Raw genomic sequence first — 16058 nt, forward strand, 5'->3', positions numbered from 1 at the left:
CTCGATTCCAAAGTTTGAGAAGCGTGTCATGAAGGTCAATGCGAACACCATGCGCAAGGGTCATATCCTTGAGCATAACGGCCGTCTCTATGTCATCACCGGCACCCAGATCGTGCAGCCCGGCAAGGGCGGCGCCTTCATTCAGCTGGAAATGAAGGACGTGAAGTCCGGCAACAAGAATATCGAGCGTTTCCGCACCGGCGAAGCCGTTGAGCGTGCGCGTCTCGACGATCACGAGATGACGTTCCTGTTCGCTGAAGACGACAACTTCACCTTCATGGACAAGGAAACCTTCGAGCAGGTGACCATCGGCGGTGACATCATCGGCGACGGCAAGATCTTCCTGCAGGACGGCATGGAAGTGGTCGTGCAGTCCTTCGAAGGCGCGCCGCTGTCGGTTGAACTGCCGCAGACCGTGACGCTGATGATCACTGAGGCTGACCCGGTGGTGAAGGGCCAGACGGCCTCTTCTTCCTACAAGCCGGCCCTGCTGGAAAATGGCGCCCGCGTCCTGGTGCCGCCGCATATCGATTCCGGTACCCGCATCGTCGTCAATATCGAGACGGGCGAGTATCTGGAACGCGCCAAGGATTGATCGGTACCTCCCGTTTGCCGTCTGACGGCGACCGGCTGGACCGTTCCTTCGCATAAGACGCCCGCGCTGAATACACAGCGCGGGCGTTTTGCTTTTGATATAAGGCTCTGAAATGTGGCCGCGACGACCGCGCGCCCTTCAGCGTTCGACCCGTTCTTAGACATTGTGGAGTGTTCGACCATGGCAGCCCGTTCGGCCATCCTGAACGTCATGACCCGTGCGGCGGAAAAGGCCGGTAAGGCCATCCTGCGCGATTTTGGTGAGGTCGAACATCTCCAGGTCTCCCGCAAGGGCCCCGCCGATTTCGTCTCCGCCGCCGATCAGAAGGCCGAGCGCATCGTGCGCGAAGAGCTGCAAAAGGCCCGTCCCGATTTCGGCTTCCTGATGGAAGAGACGGGCGAGATCATCGGCAAGGACACGTCCCACCGTTTCATCGTCGATCCGCTGGACGGCACCACGAACTTCCTGCACGGCGTGCCGCACTGGGCCATTTCCATCGGGCTGGAGCGTGAGGGCGAGATCATCGCCGGCGTCGTCTATGAACCCGTGCATGACCAGATGTTCTGGGCCGAAAAGGGCGCCGGTGCCTTTCTGAATCACCAGCGTCTGCGCGTCTCCAACCGCCGCGTCATGGCCGATGCCCTGATTGCTACCGGCATCCCCTTCAAGGGCCATGGCAATGCCAAGGAATTTCTGGTGCAGCTGGAAGCGCTGATGGGCCAGATTTCCGGCATCCGCCGCTTTGGTGCCGCCTCGCTGGATCTGGCCTATACGGCAGCCGGCCGTTTCGACGGCTTCTTTGAAGCCGACCTCAAGCCGTGGGATCTGGCCGCCGGCATGTTGATGGTGACGGAAGCCGGCGGCTTTGTCAGCGAGATCGGCCAGGGCAAGAGCCCGCTGACCTCCGGTTCCATCCTGGCCGCCAATGCCAACCTGCATTCGCATCTGGCCGTGGTGCTGCGCAACGCCGGCAAGCCCAAGGCCCCTGCCCCCGCCGCGCAGAAGTAATCCCTCTCTCAGCCCGCCCCCTCGGCGTCATACCAACGGCACGAAATCGCCGGCGCCAGCATCCGCTGGCTTGGCTACGCCGCTACCAAGCGGCGCGGCGGCGGTCGCCACCGACCGACGGTCATGAATTATGTCCGTCGGTTTCTGGCGGGGCGGTTCTGTTTGGCGCGCGGACAAGCGTCACATCGGCCAGCGTGCCCGGCTTCAACTGAAAGCCCGCAACGGCCAACTGGTCCAGCACCTGGCTGAATAAATGATCGGCCAGCCCCACCTGCCGCAGGGTCTGGCGGAAGCGGCACAGCGTCGTTTCGTCCGGCGTGCCGCCATCCAGCGTCAGGCCGCAGAAGCGGCGAAACGACACCCGGTCTAGCAACGCCTCTTCCAGCCCCGGATCGGACAGCCCGTACCATTGCGCCAGCAGCAGCGCCTTGAACATGGTCAGCGGCGCATAGGGCGGCCGGCCCGTGCCGGCGTGACGGACCTTATTCACCTGCCCCTCGATCAACCGCCAATCCACCAGGGCGGCAATGCGTTCCAGCACCGCCACCCGGCCAATGCCGGGCGGCAACAACGCATCAATGAAACTATGCTGGTTCATGGGGGGCTTTGGCAACGGTGACAAGGGCCAGTGTTGTAGCGCCCTTCGATCATCTGTAACAGATGAAAGGGCCCATTCCCATTGCTGCGCAGGGCCACGCTCCATTGAAGACCGCCCCATTTGGGAGCATTATGGATAAGCATAACAATTTTTTCAGCCAAACCGCATCGCAGGCCAACCTGAAATTATCATGATAATTAAGCATTTAGCCGGAAATCTCAAAATGATCGAAAACCGATTCATATAATTGTATTTATATACATATTTGCTTGTTTCAAGGCGTACGCCACGATAAGGTCTACCCCGAAAGAGGGGGAAAGCAGAATCACCCCCCATAAAGCGCGGAAATTGAGTGAAAGCTCTTCCATTAGATGAACAGGGGGATTAAGTGATTGATTATACAAAAAAGGTAGTCACTGCATCCATTCTGTCCCTCCTGCTCGCCGGGTGCCAGACAACCTCGGGCGGGAACAGCGTTCCGACGGGTGCCGCAGCGGGCGGCACCAGCGTGAATGCGCAGGCATCGTTGCAACGCTGCAGTGAACCGCTGGGGACATTGGCCATTGACGACGGGCGGGAACAGACATGGTGGGGCCCCTTCATGGCTGCCACGCAAGTTACAACACTTGAACCCATGATCCGGCTGATCGTTGCCCAATCAAATTGCTTCGTCATTACATCCATGGGCAATGCACGTCAAACGTCGCGCATGGAAAAGATGACGAATACTCAGCGTAGCGATGAATTCCGCGTCGGCTCTAAGCAAGAAAAAGGCCAACGCGTTGCCGCCGATTACTGGCTTGAACCCGCGATTGTCTTCGGTGAAAACAACACTGGCAAGATTGGTGGTGCCATCGGCGGGGCTCTGCTCGGCTCCTTGGGCAGTGCGATTGGCGGCACAATGTCCACAAAAAGCGCCACCACCACGCTGTCGCTGTTTGATGTCCGCACGCAGGTGCAGCTCAGCATTTCTACCGGCACCGCCGAAGCATCGGATTTCGGCATGATGGTCGGTGCTATCGGTGGTGGTGCTGGTGGGGCGCTTGGCGGTTACACGAAGACACCCGCCGGCCAGACAACCGTGGGCTCTTTCGTCAACGCCTATAATGATATGGTCGTTGCCCTGAAAAATTACAAAGCACAGGAAGTGCGCGGTGGTCTTGGCACTGGCGGTACATTGAAGGTCGGCAATTGAACTTTTGTATTCCGTGGGGGAGTTGCTTACTCCCCCACAGTTTTTCTCCGGGTAACGTAAATCAAAAAAATTCAGACGGTTGATTATCGCATTTTTGCGCCTCTAGGACGTGATACCAATCCGCCGAATGATTGACCCTTGGTCAACCCTTCAGCGGGCTCAGGCGCCGGCGCCAACATCCGTTGGCTTGGCTAACGCGGCACGAGCCGCGCGGCGGCAGTCGCCGCCGATACCAATCCACCGTGAGCCAAGCTCAAGGCGGATTGGTATGACATCAGGGCAGGCGGAATGATGACAAGATACATGCGGCTATTCCCCACCCTGCTGATCGGGGTGGCCATAGCGGGTTGCACCACGAGCAGCCCGCAGCAGCAGACGGCGCGTATTTGCAACAGCAGCGGCTGTGTGGATCAGGATCGGAACATCCAAACCTTTGTTCCGCAGGATGATCCGCGTTTCTCCCCGCCCCGCGATGTGGATAGTTATGCTGGGGAGAGGCTGGCCGACCTGGAGGCCAGTGCCAATGCCGGTAATCCCATTGCTGCCTATAAAAGGGGCATCGCGGCGCTGTCCGGCATTGGCGCTGGCGGGAAAAGCCCGGCGGAGGCAGCACGCTGGTTCCGTCTGGCGGCTGACGGTGGGCATACCTGGGCAGCCTATCGGCTGGGGGAGATGTACCGCAACGGTACAGGCGTTCCCCGCAACCTGGAGCTGGCGCTGAGTTATCTCAATGGCGCCGCCCAGGCCCGTCAACCCCTGGCAGCCAATAGTTTGGGGGTCATGGCCCTTAACGGCGAAGGTGTCGGCAAGGACACGGCCCGGGCCGCAGAATGGTTCACCATCGCCGCCGAACAGGGCGTCGCAGATTCACAGTATAATCTGGCATTGTTGACCTTCCAAGGCGATGGCATCCGCCAGAACCTTTACAATGCGTTGCAATGGATGCGGGCGGCAGCTGCCAATGGCAGCGCCAAGGCACAGACAGCAGTCGGCCGCCTCTATATGACCGGCCTGGACACGATGGGACAGGATATCAAGGAAGCAAAGAAGTGGCTTGGCATGGCCGCCGACAAGGGCGACCCGGAAGCGCAGAAGCTGTTGAGCGAACTGCTGCGTGAGGAAAAGGAGTATCGGGATTACCAGCGCCGGTTGACGGAACTGGCGGCACAAACCGCCGTCTATTGGGCCCAGGCTACCCTGGTGCGCGAGTTGAACACCACCACTATCCGGCATTACTGGTACTGGTGAAGGGCCGATGGCCCCATCCTATTATCGTGTAATCAGGATGGGGCCGCAGGGGCGCTGCTTTACCGCTTCAACCCGCCCATCAGCATATACTTGATCTCCAGATAATCCTCGATCCCGTACTTGCTGCCTTCGCGGCCGGTGCCGCTTTCCTTCACCCCGCCGAACGGGGCCACTTCGGTGGAAATGATACCTTCATTGATGCCGACAATGCCATATTCCAGCGCTTCCGCCACCCGCCAGACCCGGCCGATATCCCGGCTGTAGAAGTACGCCGCCAGACCAAATTCCGTGTCATTGGCCATGGCGATGGCCTCTTCTTCGTCCTTGAAGCGGAACAGCGGGGCCACCGGGCCGAACGTCTCTTCCTTCGCCACCTTCATTTCCGTGGTCACGCCCGTCAGGATGGTGGGCTCAAAGAAGCTGCCACCCAACGCATGGCGCTTGCCGCCCAGCGTCACCTTGGCGCCCTTGGACAGGGCATCGGCAATATGTTCTTCGGCCTTGGCCACGGCGGCATCATCGATCAGCGGGCCGGTAGTCACGCCCTCTTCCAGGCCATTGCCGATCTTCAGCTTGGACACCGCCTCGGCCAGCTTGGCGGCAAAGGCGTCATAGACGCCATCCTGCACCAGCAGCCGGTTGGCGCAGACGCAGGTCTGGCCGGCATTACGGTATTTCGACGCCATGGCCCCCAGCACGGCGGCATCCAGATCGGCATCATCGAACACGATGAAGGGGGCATTGCCGCCCAGTTCCATTGAGACCTTCTTCACCGTGCCAGCGCATTGTTCCATCAGCACCTTGCCGATTTCGGTGGAGCCGGTGAAGGACAGCTTGCGCACGATGGGATTGCCCGTCATCTCCCCGCCGATGGCGCGGGCCGAGCCGGTCAGCACCGACAGCACACCCGCCGGCACGCCCGCCCGTTCCGCCAGCACCGCCAGGGCAAAGGCGCTGTAGGGGGTGGCGGTGGCGGGCTTGATCACCATGGGGCAGCCGGCGGCCAGGGCCGGGCCGGCCTTGCGGGTGATCATGGCGGCGGGGAAGTTCCAGGGCGTGATGGCCGCCGTCACCCCGATCGGTTCCTTGGTCACCACAATGCGGGCATCGGGCTTGAAGGTGGGGATGGTGTCGCCATAGACACGCTTGCCCTCCTCCGCGAACCATTCGATGAAGCTGGCCGCATAGGCGATTTCGCCCCGGCTTTCCGTCAGGGGCTTGCCCTGCTCAGCCGTCATCAGAATGGCCAGATCCTCCTGGTTCGCCATCAGCAGCTCGAACCATTTGCGCAGGATGGCGGCGCGTTCCTTGGCGGTCTTGGCCCGCCAGGCCGGCCAGGCCTTGTTGGCGGCTTCAATGGCGCGGCGGGTTTCCGCTGCCCCCATCTCCGGCACGGTGCCAATCAGGGCGCCGGTGGCCGGATTGGTCACATTGAGGGTGCGCCCGCTGTCGGCCCTCACCCACTCGCCGGCCAGGAACGCCTGGGTGCGGAAAAGCGACGGGTCTTTCAGGGCCGGAAGGCCGGTGCTGCTGCTCATGCTGTTTCCATCCTGCAATTTTGATGGTGGGGCCGCCGGGGCGGCCTTGATGTCGTGAAGACATAGGCCCCTGACAGGTGGGCATGGCAAGAGCGCAGGGAAGGATCGACCGCAGGGCGGTAACGGTTACATCGCTTCCCCGTCAGGCGATGTAACCCGGCCCCGACAGTGGTAACCGTTACCGCCGTCGATCCTACCCCTTCCGCGCCTTCAGCGCCGCCTTGGCCTTGCGGTAGCGCGCGGCCCAGCCTTCCTTCACCACCTCGTCCGGGCGGGTGATGACCAGGGCATCGTCGGGCACATCGCGGGTCACCACGCTGGCCGCCGCCGTATAGGCACCGTCACCCAGTTCCACCGGGGCCACCAGCGTGCTGTTGGAGCCGACGAAGACATTCTCCCCGATCACCGTGCGATGCTTCAGATAGCCATCATAATTGCAGGTGATGGTGCCGGCACCGATATTGCTGCCGCCGCCAACATCGCTGTCACCCAGATAGGTCAGGTGATTGGCCTTGGCCCCCGGCCCCATCTTCGTGTTCTTCAGTTCCACGAAATTGCCGACATGCGCGCCTTCCCCCACCTCGCTGCCGGGGCGCAGGCGCGCATAGGGGCCGATGATGGCGCCTTTGCGCACGATCACCCCTTCCAGATGGCTGAAGGCGCGGATTTCTACCCCGTCTTCCACTGTCACACCCGGCCCGAACACCACATTCTGGCCCACCGTCACGTCACGGCCCAGCAAAGTGTCGGCAGCAAACCACACCGTATCCGGGTCCAGCAGGGTGGCGCCATTGGCCATGGCGGCCTGGCGCAGACGGTTCTGGAAAATCTTTTCCACGCCGGCCAGTTCGGCCCGGGAATTCACGCCCAGCGCATCCTCCACCGGGCCTTCCACCACGGCGCAGGCATGGCCCTGGGACCGGGCGACCGCGACGGCATCGGTCAGGTAATATTCGCCCTTGGCATTATCATTGCCGATGGCGTCGATCAGCCCCGTCATCCGCGCCCCGTCAAAGGCCATGAAGCCGGCATTGCACAGGCCGATGGCGCGTTCGGCCGGGCTGGCATCCAGGAATTCGACAATCCGTTCCAGCCCGCCATCAGCCCCCTGCACCAGCCGACCATAGGCACCGGGATCGGCCGGCCGCATCCCCATCACCACCACGGCGGGATTGCTGGCCCCATTGCGGGTGGCCACCATGGCGCGCAGCGTCTCCACCGTGATCAGCGGCGTGTCGCCATAGAGCACCAGCACATCACCGGTGAACCCCTCCAGCAGCGGCAAGGCGGCCTTCACGGCGTCCCCCGTGCCCAACTGGTTTTCCTGCACCATTGTGGCATGGGGTGCCACAGCCTGGGCCACATTCTCCATCCCCGGCCCCACGACGACGACGACGCGTTCAGGTGCCAGCGCCTGGGCAGCATCCAGCACATGGCGCACCATGGGCAGGCCGCCCAGCGGGTGCAGCACCTTGGGCAGGGCTGACTTCATGCGCGTACCCTTGCCAGCGGCAAGAATGATGCAAGCGATCGGTCGTTCGGTCATGGCAATCCGCCCATGGCTGCGATAGGGGAACTTGTGCTGGGTGTAGCATAGAGCACCCCGCTTCCGACAAGATGCCTGCGATCTGAACAGAGGTTTTATCCGCCATGCCCACGGCCGACCGCTTTCCCGCCTTATTGTTCGATTTCGACGGCACGCTGATCGACAGCGCCCCCGATATCGCCCTGGCACTGAACCAGCTGCTGGCCGAATCCGACCGCCCGACCTTGACCCTGGATCAGGTAAAGGGCCTGATCGGCGATGGGGCCCCCCGGTTGGTGGAACAGGCCATGGCCGTCACCGGCCACCCGGTGGCGGGCGACGATCTGGCCCGGCTGACCGGGCGCTATCTGGACATCTACGGAGCCCTGCCGGCGGACCCGGCCTGCGTCTACCCCGGCGTGGCCGAGACCCTGGCCGCCTTGAAACAATCCGGCCACCATCTGGCGCTTTGCACCAACAAGCCGGCAGGCATTTCGCTGGAACTGCTGCCGGCGCTGGGGCTGGGCAATCTGTTCAACGTGGTGGCCGGCGGCGACACCGCGCCCCGCCGCAAACCCCACCCCGATCCGCTGCTCTGGGCGCTGGACAAGCTCGGCTGCCGTCCCGATCAAGCGGTGATGGTAGGCGACAATGGCAATGACGTGGCCGCCGCCCGCGCGGCGGGAATACCGGTGATCGCCGTCGCCTATGGCTATCCGCGCATGGCCCTGGCCGATCTGGGGGCCGATTGCATCATTGAACAGTTTGCCGATCTGCCGGCGGCATTGGCGGGGTTGTGAAGGGGGGCGTCGACCCCACCAAGACATTCGCCAGTAGAGAATTTTTTTACTTGACGCATTTTCTCTATCGGCGAATATCTGAGCATGAAACTCGCACTCAGCAAAGCCGCCTTGAAGGGCCTGTCGAAGATGCCGCCAAAGGCCCGCGCGACCATGATGACGAAGCTGGAAACGGTGGCGGCATCGCCTTTCGCCAACCACCCGTTCGACGTCAAGGCGCTGACCGGCGTGCCGGACACGTACCGTATCCGTCAGGGGGACTGGCGCGCCGTATATGCGCTGGTGCGTGTTGAGGACACGATGATGGTGATCATCATCGACATCCGTGGAGAGGTGTATAAATGAACGCCATTACCCCCCTGGACATCACCGCCGATACGGTCACGTTGGCCCGCGCCGATTATGACGCCCTGCTGACGGAGTTGGAGGAAGCGCGGGACATCGCCACCGTGCGGCAATTCAACGCCGATCTGGCCGCCGACCGCACGGAAACCCTGCCCTGGGAGATGGCCCGCACTCTGCTGGATGGGGCCAACCCGGTCCGTGTCTGGCGCGAGCATCGCGGCATGACTGCCCGCGCACTGGCCGCCGCCGCCGGCATTGCACCGGGCTACCTGTCGGAAATTGAAACGGGTAAGAAACCGGGCAGCGCTGCCGCACTGAAGGCCCTGGCCACGGTCCTGCGGGTAGATATGGAGGATCTGGTTCCTGACAGCGCCCCAACCGCCGATACCGCCGGCTGAGTAATCACTTCATTTCGCACACTTGCATTTCGGTTAAAAAGCGAAGCGATAGCCTGTTACCATAGGACCACGCCCGGCGGACGGGCAACCATTTTATGGAGATAACAATGAGAATAGAAATAATACAGGACAAAAATAAACTGTCACCCCTTCAAGAAACACTTGACAATGAAGTATCAGCCGCATTTCCAAATTACGACGGTATAGTTGATATATTTTATACTCGAAATCCAACATATTTTGGCGCGTTTGAAGATAATCATCTTATCGGAGTTGCCACTATAAGCGGAACAATTGATAACACATGTGAGCTTTATAAACTTTATATATCACCTACACATAGAAACCGTGGTTATGGCGAGTCACTCTTGAGACACGTCTTGGATGAAATAAAACGCTCGGAAGTGAATCGAGTATGTGTAGAAATATCAGGTAGCAGTTTAAGTTTTTGGAAAAAAATTGTTACTATCTTTCAACTTGATGTGGACGTAATTCCTCCGAAAAATTTTATAATAAAATTATCGTAATTTATCATTGAGCTTCCAAACAAATGATCTCTGATGTAGCTCTGCTCCGAAATGGACCGACGCCATAATTAGAGCCCCTTTGAAGGCGCTGGCGACCATTGAAGCCGACCCGGTCGAGCACCTGATACGTGTCGTTATAGAGAGTCAGAGGAAGGAGCGTGCCTTAAACAAGGCTCGCTAAGTCAGCCGTCAGGCGGCCCGCTATTGTAGCCTTATCCTGGTTAAATTATCCGATGTGCAGATAGCCTAAGGCCCAATCGTGGGTGTGGCAGTCCAAAGATGTGCGGCGTCAATGGCTGTCCCCAAGCCCCCCCTCACCCCACCCTATCCAACTTGGCCAGATGCACCATCACCGGCCCCAGCGGGCTGTCCATTTCCAGCCGCACCGGCACCGCTGGGCCGCCGGGCGTGGCGGGGGCGATCCACAGTGTCACCTCCCGCCCCGCACGCCGAGCCCCTTCCCCGTCGCGGTCACGCCGGTCGGGGCGGTTCTCCTTCCATTTGCCGGCCAGCGGCTTATACGTCACGGCACAGCGCCGCGCCGGGCCGCTGAACACCGACAGGTCGCTGGCCACCACCTGATCCTGCCCCCGGTCGCTGAAAGCCAGATCATAGCGCTGGCGCCCATCATAGACCGGCACAGTCAGGTCGCACGTGCCGCCCCGCCCCACGCGGTCCAGCACCGCCACAATGGCCGACACCGGGTCCAGCGTGCCCTGGCGCAGTTCATCGGGCACCGGCTCCCGGTCCTTTTCCGGTGCCGGGTCGGCCAGGGACAGCAGGGGCGCCCCGCCCACCGGATAATCCAGCGTCGTCAGGCGCGGTTCATCCCGCCAGGCCCCATGGGCGGTGAAACGCACCGGCTGCGGCATCCCCGTCCCATCCAACCGACCATAGGCACGCACATCGGTTTTCCAGTTGGCGATCCGACCCAAGAACCCATCCGTTTGTAAAGACAGACCCACGCGATACATCTCCGCCAGCGGGCCGATATGGGCGCCGGCATCAATCACATGCACCCCGCCGACATAGATGGCATAGGTCAGCCCCAGATCGCCCGGCTGGGCGCTGGTGGCCGGTGCGGTCGGCGGCGGCAGGGCCGGAACCGCGGGGTTGCCGGCACTGCCCCCGGCAAAGGCCAGCAGGCCGACGCCAAGGCAAAGCGGGGCGAGCAGGCGGGAACGTGTCGCACGCATCGGGCAGGTTTCCTGTTCGTCCATGGCGGCCATTGCTGACAAGGATGGCAACGTTGCCCACCGGGTCAACCGCCCCGGTGCCAAAAAAAATCGCAACACCCTGTTTTTTCCCTTTGACACCCCCGCCAACCCTCTTTATAAGCCCGCTCCACCGACGGCGACGAACGAACGAAACAGTTCGAACGAAGCGTCAGATGGACGGATGGGCGCGTAGCTCAGCGGGAGAGCATCGCCTTCACACGGCGGGGGTCGCAGGTTCAATCCCTGCCGCGCCCACCATCCGATCCAAGATTTGCACGATATGTGCCGAACCCCACCTGGGAAACCGGGTGGGGTTTTTGCTTTGTCCCCCAACATCATTTCTCCAACATACTGATCTTCCTTGCGCGTGACCGAACAAGGAGGATTTCGTGTTCCCTCAGCGCCGGGCGCTGCCATCCGGCAGCTTGGCTCACGGCGCACGAGCGCCGGGCTGGCGGTCGCAAGCCTCCACTCTGCCGAGGGTAGACCCTCCGCAGAGTGACCGCAGAACTATCGAGTCGACCTGACGGCCCGCCTGCGGCAGCCTGTCGCACGACCTAGGTCGCATTTCCTCTGCCGCCGCACCCTGCCATGCCTGATCCGATTATATCCGTGAAAACAGGCGTTTGGCGTCGGGGCTGCTGTGGGGTGGCTGTCCGGTGCCGCTTCTGCCGCTGGTAATGACCGGTGTGTTTCTGGCCTTTCCCCGCCGTTCAGCGTTTCATGGTGAACGGGAGGAAAGGGGGAGAAACACCCCCGGCACCTGGGAGAGACTGAATGCCCAAATCCATCCAAAACCTGATCTGGATCGCCATCGGGGTTTTCGGGGCCGCCTGTCTGGGCGGCATCGCCATCCATCGGGGTGAAACCATCAATGCCTTCTGGTTCATCGCGGCCGCCTTCGGCATCTATGCGGTGGCCTATCGTCTTTATGCCGGCTGGATCTGCACCAAGGTGCTGATCACCGATCCCAGCCGCGCCACCCCGGCGCTGCGCATCAATGATGGGCGCGATTATGTGCCCACCCATCGTTGGATCACCTTTGGCCACCATTTCGCCGCCATTGCCGGCGCGGGGCCGCTGGTGGGGCCGACGCTGGCGGCCCAGTTCGGCTATCTGCCGGGCACGCTCTGGCTGCTGACCGGTGCGGTTATCGGCGGCTGCGTGCAGGATATGGTGGTGCTGTGGGCCTCCACCCGCCGCGATGGCCGCACGCTGGGCCAGATGGCGCGGGATGAGCTGGGGCCGGTGGCCGGCGGTGCCGCCCTGGTCGGCACGCTGATGATCATGGTGCTGATCGTGGCGGTGCTGGGGCTGGTGGTGGTGAACGCCATGAAGCACAGCCCCTGGGGCACCTTCACCGTGGCCATGACCATTCCCATTGCCATCCTGGTTGGCATCTATATGCGCAATATCCGGCCAGGCCGGGTGCTGGAAGGCTCCCTGATCGGTCTGTTCCTGCTGCTGGCCGCCACGGCGGGTGGCGGCTGGGTGGCGCATCACCCGGTGCTGGGGCCGATGTTCAATTACGAGGGCACGACGCTGGCCCTGCTGGTCATCGGCTATGGCTTCTTCGCCGCCATCATGCCGGTCTGGCTGCTGCTGGCCCCGCGTGACTATATCTCCACCTTCATCAAGATCGGGGCCATCCTGCTGCTGGCCTTTGCGGTCATCATCCTGCGGCCGGAGCTGCACATGCCGGCGCTGACCCAGTTCACCGACGGCACCGGGCCGGTGGTGGCGGGCGGGCTTTACCCGTTCCTGTTCATCACCATCGCCTGCGGTGCCGTTTCCGGCTTCCACGCGTTGATCAGTGCCGGCACCACGCCCAAGCTGATCATGTCGGAACGGGATCTGCGGCTGGTCGGCTATGGCTCCATGGCGATGGAAAGCTTCGTCGGCGTCATGGCGCTGATCGCCGCCTGCGTGCTGGACCCCGGCGTCTATTTCGCCATCAACAGCTCGGCCGGCATTGTCGGTTCCACCCTGGAACAGGCCACGGCGACCATCTCTTCCTGGGGCTTCCCGGTGGAAGCGCAGCATATGATGGATCTGGCCAAGGAGATGGGGGAAACCACGCTGCTGGCCCGTACCGGCGGTGCGCCCTCGCTGGCGGTCGGCATGGCGCAGATTTTCGCTGGCGCCTTCGGGCAGAGCCTGCTGGCGCTCTGGTACCATTTCGCCATCATGTTCGAGGCCCTGTTCATCCTGACGGCGGTGGATGCCGGCACCCGCGTGGGCCGCTTCATGTTGCAGGATCTGCTGGGCAATATCTGGAAGCCGCTGGGCAATACCGCAGCGCGCGGGCCTGCCATCATCTGTTCGGCCGTCTTTGTCGCCAGTTGGGGTTATTTCCTCTATATCGGCGTCATTGATCCCTATGGCGGCATCAATATCCTCTGGCCGCTGTTCGGCATTTCCAACCAGATGCTGGCCGCCATCGCGCTGGCCATCGTCACCACCATTCTGGTGAAAAAGGGCCAGGCGCGTTATGCCTGGGTGACCGGCCTGCCCATGGTCTTCCTGGCCATCACCACCAGCTATGCCGCCTGGCTGAAGCTGTTCGATCCCGATCCGCGCGTCGGCTTCCTGGCCGGGGCCAACACGCTGGAGGCCAAGCTGCAGGCCGGCACGCTGACCGGCAAGGCGCTGGAATCGGCCCCGCATCTGATCTTCAACCAGCGGCTGGATGCCGGGCTGACGGTGTTCTTCATCGTGGTGCTGTGGGTGGTGATCATCGAAATGGCCCGCATTTCCATCCGCCACCTGCAGGGCAAGCCAGTGCCGGCCCTGTCGGAAGTGCCCTATGTGAACGAGGCGACCCTGCCCCACCCGACCGGCGTGGGGGGCCACTGACCATGATGGCGGGGCCTGCCAGCTTCCTGAAAACGGCCTGGACCGTGCTGCGGGAAGTGTCCGGCGATGCGGCTTACGAGAATTATCTCACCCGCCACCAGGAACGCCACCCGGACCAGCCGGCGCTGGACCGGGAGGCATTCTACCTGTCGGAACTGGACCGACGCTGGAGCGGGGTCAACCGCTGCTGCTGATCGGCAATCATGATAATGGCGGGCGGTCAGTGACCGTCCGCCATTATCATGTCAAAAGCAGGCGTGCGGACAAAAAGGGCCGCATATCCATCCTTATACCAATCTCCCTTGATCGTGACCGATCCAGGGAGATTTTTGTTCCCTCACGCGCCGGGCGGCGGCATCCGCCGCCTGGGCTTGACAGCGGGCACGAGCCCGCGGGCCAGCGGTCGCTGGCCTCCAATCCGCCAAGGGTCGAACCCTCGGCGGATTGGTATTATATGGACCTCGACCAGGACAGTACTTGAATGCCCGCCCCCACCGTTCCACCGCGCTTCGATGTTGAGACCTTGCGAACCTTGGCCGGCGACCGGGCATTCGTGCGGGGGCGGGATTATCACCAGGCGGGACAGGTCACCATCCTGTCGCTGGATGCGAACCGGGTACTGGCCCGGGTGGCGGGCAGCGAGACCTATCGGTCCGTGCTGACAGGCACGGGCAAGCGGATCCGCGGCGAATGCACCTGTCCTGCCTTCGGGGATTATGGCTTCTGCAAGCATCTGGTGGCCGTCGGCCTGACTGCCAATGACGCGACCAGCGCGGGTCTCCCCCCGTCGAGCAACCCGCTGGATCGCATCCGCCGCCATCTGCGGGGACTGGATATCGACACACTGGTCACGATGCTGACCGAGCTGGCCGCGCAGGACGATGCGCTGTTCCATCGGCTGGACCTGGCCTCCATCACGGCCGAGGGGGATGACGAAGCGCTGCTGACCCGCTTCCGGCAAGCCATCAACGACGCCACCCGCACAAACGGCCATGTTGATTATGGGGAGGTCGACGATTGGGCAGCGGGGGTGGAGGCGGTGCTGGACGCCATCGCCGACCTGATTCCGGCCGGCAAGGCCGCCCTGGCCCTGCGGCTGGCCGACCATGCCGACTCCCGGATCGGGGACGCCTTGGCCGATACCGACGAAGACGGGCAGGGCTCCGGCCTGCTGGAACAGGTTGCCGCGCTGCATCTGGATGCTTGCCGCGCTGCCCCTCCGGCCCCCATCGATCTGGCCCGCGACCTGTTCGAGCGGGAGATGGAGGATGAGTGGGGCCGTTTCAGCGGCGCCGCCGAAACCTATGCCGATATCCTGGGTGAGGCCGGTCTGGCGGAATATCGACGGCTGGCCACCGAGGACTGGAACCGGCTGCCGACCCTGTCCCCAGGGCGCAAGGCGACCTATGGCGCGGACACGGGGCGGTCACGCCTGATGGCGATCCTTGATTTCTTCGCAGCGCGCGATGGCGATGTCGAAACACGCATCGCCATCCGCGCCAAGACGCTGCAAAATCCCTGGCACTATCTGCAATTGGCGGAATTCTGCCTCTCGGCTGGGCGGCCGGCGGCGGCCCTGCAATGGGCGGAGGATGGGCTCTGGCTGTTCGAAGATGATCGCCCCGATGAACGTCTGGTCAAGCTGACGGCAAAGCTGCTGCTGGATGCCGGGCGCCCCGAGAAGGCCGCATCATTGTTGTGGAAATGCTTCACGCGGCAGCCCAGCCTGGATCTCTACCGGTATGTGCATGGGGTGCTGGGTCCGGCTTTCCGCGATCGCGCCATCGACTGGCTGCGCGGGAAGCTGGCCAAGGCAGTCCCTGGGAACGGTTGGGACTTTACAGCCGACCTTCTTGTCCGGGTGTTGCTGGAAGAAGGCCTGGTGGCCGACGCCTGGGACACCGCCCGTCGGCACCGCCTTTCCGACGGGCTGCTTCTGTCGCTGGCCGCCGCCGGGGAGGCGACACACCCCGGCGATGCGCTGGTCATCTATGCCGCGCATATTGACAAGCTGGTCGAACAAGGCGGCAACGGCAACTATGCCGAGGCCTGCCGACTGCTGGCCCGCATGGCCGCCCTTCAGGCCCCGGCCGCGCAAGCGGCCCTGGTGGAGAAGCTGCGCAGCCGGTTCAAAGCCAAGCGCAACTTTATCAAGCTGCTGACGGGCACGAAAGCTTGACCATCGGTCATGATTTCGTACTGCTGGTG

The 16058-nt window shown here is 62.4% G+C and carries 15 protein-coding genes and 1 tRNA gene; 12 read left to right on the forward strand and 4 right to left on the reverse strand.

Annotated elements, in window-relative coordinates:
* The first annotated feature begins 28 nt into the window (after positions 1-28).
* Both efp and CHB97_RS08050 read left to right on the forward strand, forming a co-directional pair.
* Positions 29-595, forward strand: coding sequence for an elongation factor P (efp, locus tag CHB97_RS08045; RefSeq protein WP_089287455.1), 567 nt, complete (start codon positions 29-31; stop codon positions 593-595).
* A 180-nt stretch (positions 596-775) separates the two neighbouring features.
* Positions 776-1603 (forward strand): inositol monophosphatase family protein, encoded by an 828-nt coding sequence (locus CHB97_RS08050; protein WP_089287456.1) that lies wholly within the window; start codon positions 776-778, stop codon positions 1601-1603.
* Positions 1604-1724: 121 nt separating this feature from the next.
* Here CHB97_RS08050 and CHB97_RS08055 read toward each other — a convergent pair whose 3' ends face one another.
* A complete protein-coding gene (locus CHB97_RS08055; RefSeq protein ID WP_160105668.1) occupies positions 1725-2201 on the reverse strand; it encodes a transposase in 477 nt (158 codons plus the stop codon).
* A gap of 388 nt (positions 2202-2589) precedes the next feature.
* Between CHB97_RS08055 and CHB97_RS08060 the strand changes: the two genes are divergently transcribed.
* Together CHB97_RS08060 and CHB97_RS08065 are read left to right on the forward strand one after the other, a co-directional pair.
* A complete protein-coding gene (locus tag CHB97_RS08060) occupies positions 2590-3396 on the forward strand; it encodes a hypothetical protein (RefSeq protein ID WP_089287458.1) in 807 nt (268 codons plus the stop codon).
* A 288-nt stretch (positions 3397-3684) separates the two neighbouring features.
* A complete protein-coding gene (locus CHB97_RS08065; RefSeq protein WP_089287459.1) occupies positions 3685-4644 on the forward strand; it encodes a tetratricopeptide repeat protein in 960 nt (319 codons plus the stop codon).
* A gap of 59 nt (positions 4645-4703) precedes the next feature.
* Here the strand turns inward: CHB97_RS08065 and gabD are convergent, their stop codons facing one another.
* Both gabD and glmU read right to left on the reverse strand, forming a co-directional pair.
* The gene (gene gabD, locus CHB97_RS08070) at positions 4704-6182 is read right to left on the reverse strand and encodes an NADP-dependent succinate-semialdehyde dehydrogenase (RefSeq protein ID WP_089287460.1); all 1479 of its coding nucleotides are present in this window, start codon (positions 6180-6182) and stop codon (positions 4704-4706) included.
* A gap of 193 nt (positions 6183-6375) precedes the next feature.
* On the reverse strand, positions 6376-7728 hold the full coding sequence (glmU, locus tag CHB97_RS08075; protein WP_089287461.1) for a bifunctional UDP-N-acetylglucosamine diphosphorylase/glucosamine-1-phosphate N-acetyltransferase GlmU: 1353 nt from the start codon (positions 7726-7728) through the stop codon (positions 6376-6378).
* 104 nt (positions 7729-7832) lie between these two features.
* On the opposite strand from glmU, the gene gph reads away from it, so the two are divergent.
* From gph to CHB97_RS08095, 4 genes are all read left to right on the forward strand, one after another.
* The gene (gph, locus tag CHB97_RS08080; RefSeq protein WP_089287462.1) at positions 7833-8507 is read left to right on the forward strand and encodes a phosphoglycolate phosphatase; all 675 of its coding nucleotides are present in this window, start codon (positions 7833-7835) and stop codon (positions 8505-8507) included.
* An 84-nt stretch (positions 8508-8591) separates the two neighbouring features.
* Positions 8592-8852, forward strand: a complete 261-nt coding sequence (locus tag CHB97_RS08085) for a type II toxin-antitoxin system RelE/ParE family toxin (protein WP_089367409.1) — start codon at positions 8592-8594, stop codon at positions 8850-8852.
* A complete protein-coding gene (locus tag CHB97_RS08090) occupies positions 8849-9250 on the forward strand; it encodes a helix-turn-helix domain-containing protein (RefSeq protein ID WP_089287464.1) in 402 nt (133 codons plus the stop codon). The genes CHB97_RS08085 and CHB97_RS08090 overlap by 4 nt, the downstream gene beginning before the upstream one ends.
* Positions 9251-9357: 107 nt before the next feature.
* Positions 9358-9777 (forward strand): GNAT family N-acetyltransferase, encoded by a 420-nt coding sequence (locus CHB97_RS08095; RefSeq protein WP_160105670.1) that lies wholly within the window; start codon positions 9358-9360, stop codon positions 9775-9777.
* Between the two features lie 314 nt (positions 9778-10091).
* Here CHB97_RS08095 and CHB97_RS08100 read toward each other — a convergent pair whose 3' ends face one another.
* The gene (locus CHB97_RS08100) at positions 10092-10973 is read right to left on the reverse strand and encodes a DUF3108 domain-containing protein (RefSeq protein WP_160105672.1); all 882 of its coding nucleotides are present in this window, start codon (positions 10971-10973) and stop codon (positions 10092-10094) included.
* A 204-nt stretch (positions 10974-11177) separates the two neighbouring features.
* Between CHB97_RS08100 and CHB97_RS08105 the strand changes: the two genes are divergently transcribed.
* The 4 genes from CHB97_RS08105 to CHB97_RS08120 all read left to right on the forward strand — a co-directional run bounded on the left by CHB97_RS08105 (position 11178) and on the right by CHB97_RS08120 (position 16029).
* Positions 11178-11252, forward strand: a tRNA-Val gene (locus CHB97_RS08105).
* Between the two features lie 519 nt (positions 11253-11771).
* Entirely contained in the window at positions 11772-13850 is a 2079-nt protein-coding gene (locus CHB97_RS08110; RefSeq protein ID WP_089287467.1) for a carbon starvation CstA family protein, read from the forward strand.
* A 2-nt stretch (positions 13851-13852) separates the two neighbouring features.
* On the forward strand, positions 13853-14044 hold the full coding sequence (locus CHB97_RS08115) for a YbdD/YjiX family protein (RefSeq protein ID WP_089287468.1): 192 nt from the start codon (positions 13853-13855) through the stop codon (positions 14042-14044).
* A gap of 287 nt (positions 14045-14331) precedes the next feature.
* Positions 14332-16029 (forward strand): SWIM zinc finger domain-containing protein, encoded by a 1698-nt coding sequence (locus tag CHB97_RS08120; protein ID WP_089287469.1) that lies wholly within the window; start codon positions 14332-14334, stop codon positions 16027-16029.
* Positions 16030-16058: the final 29 nt, after the last annotated feature.

The sequence above is a fragment of the Azospirillum sp. RU38E genome (assembly GCF_900188385.1).
Classification (GTDB): Bacteria; Pseudomonadota; Alphaproteobacteria; order Azospirillales; family Azospirillaceae; genus Niveispirillum.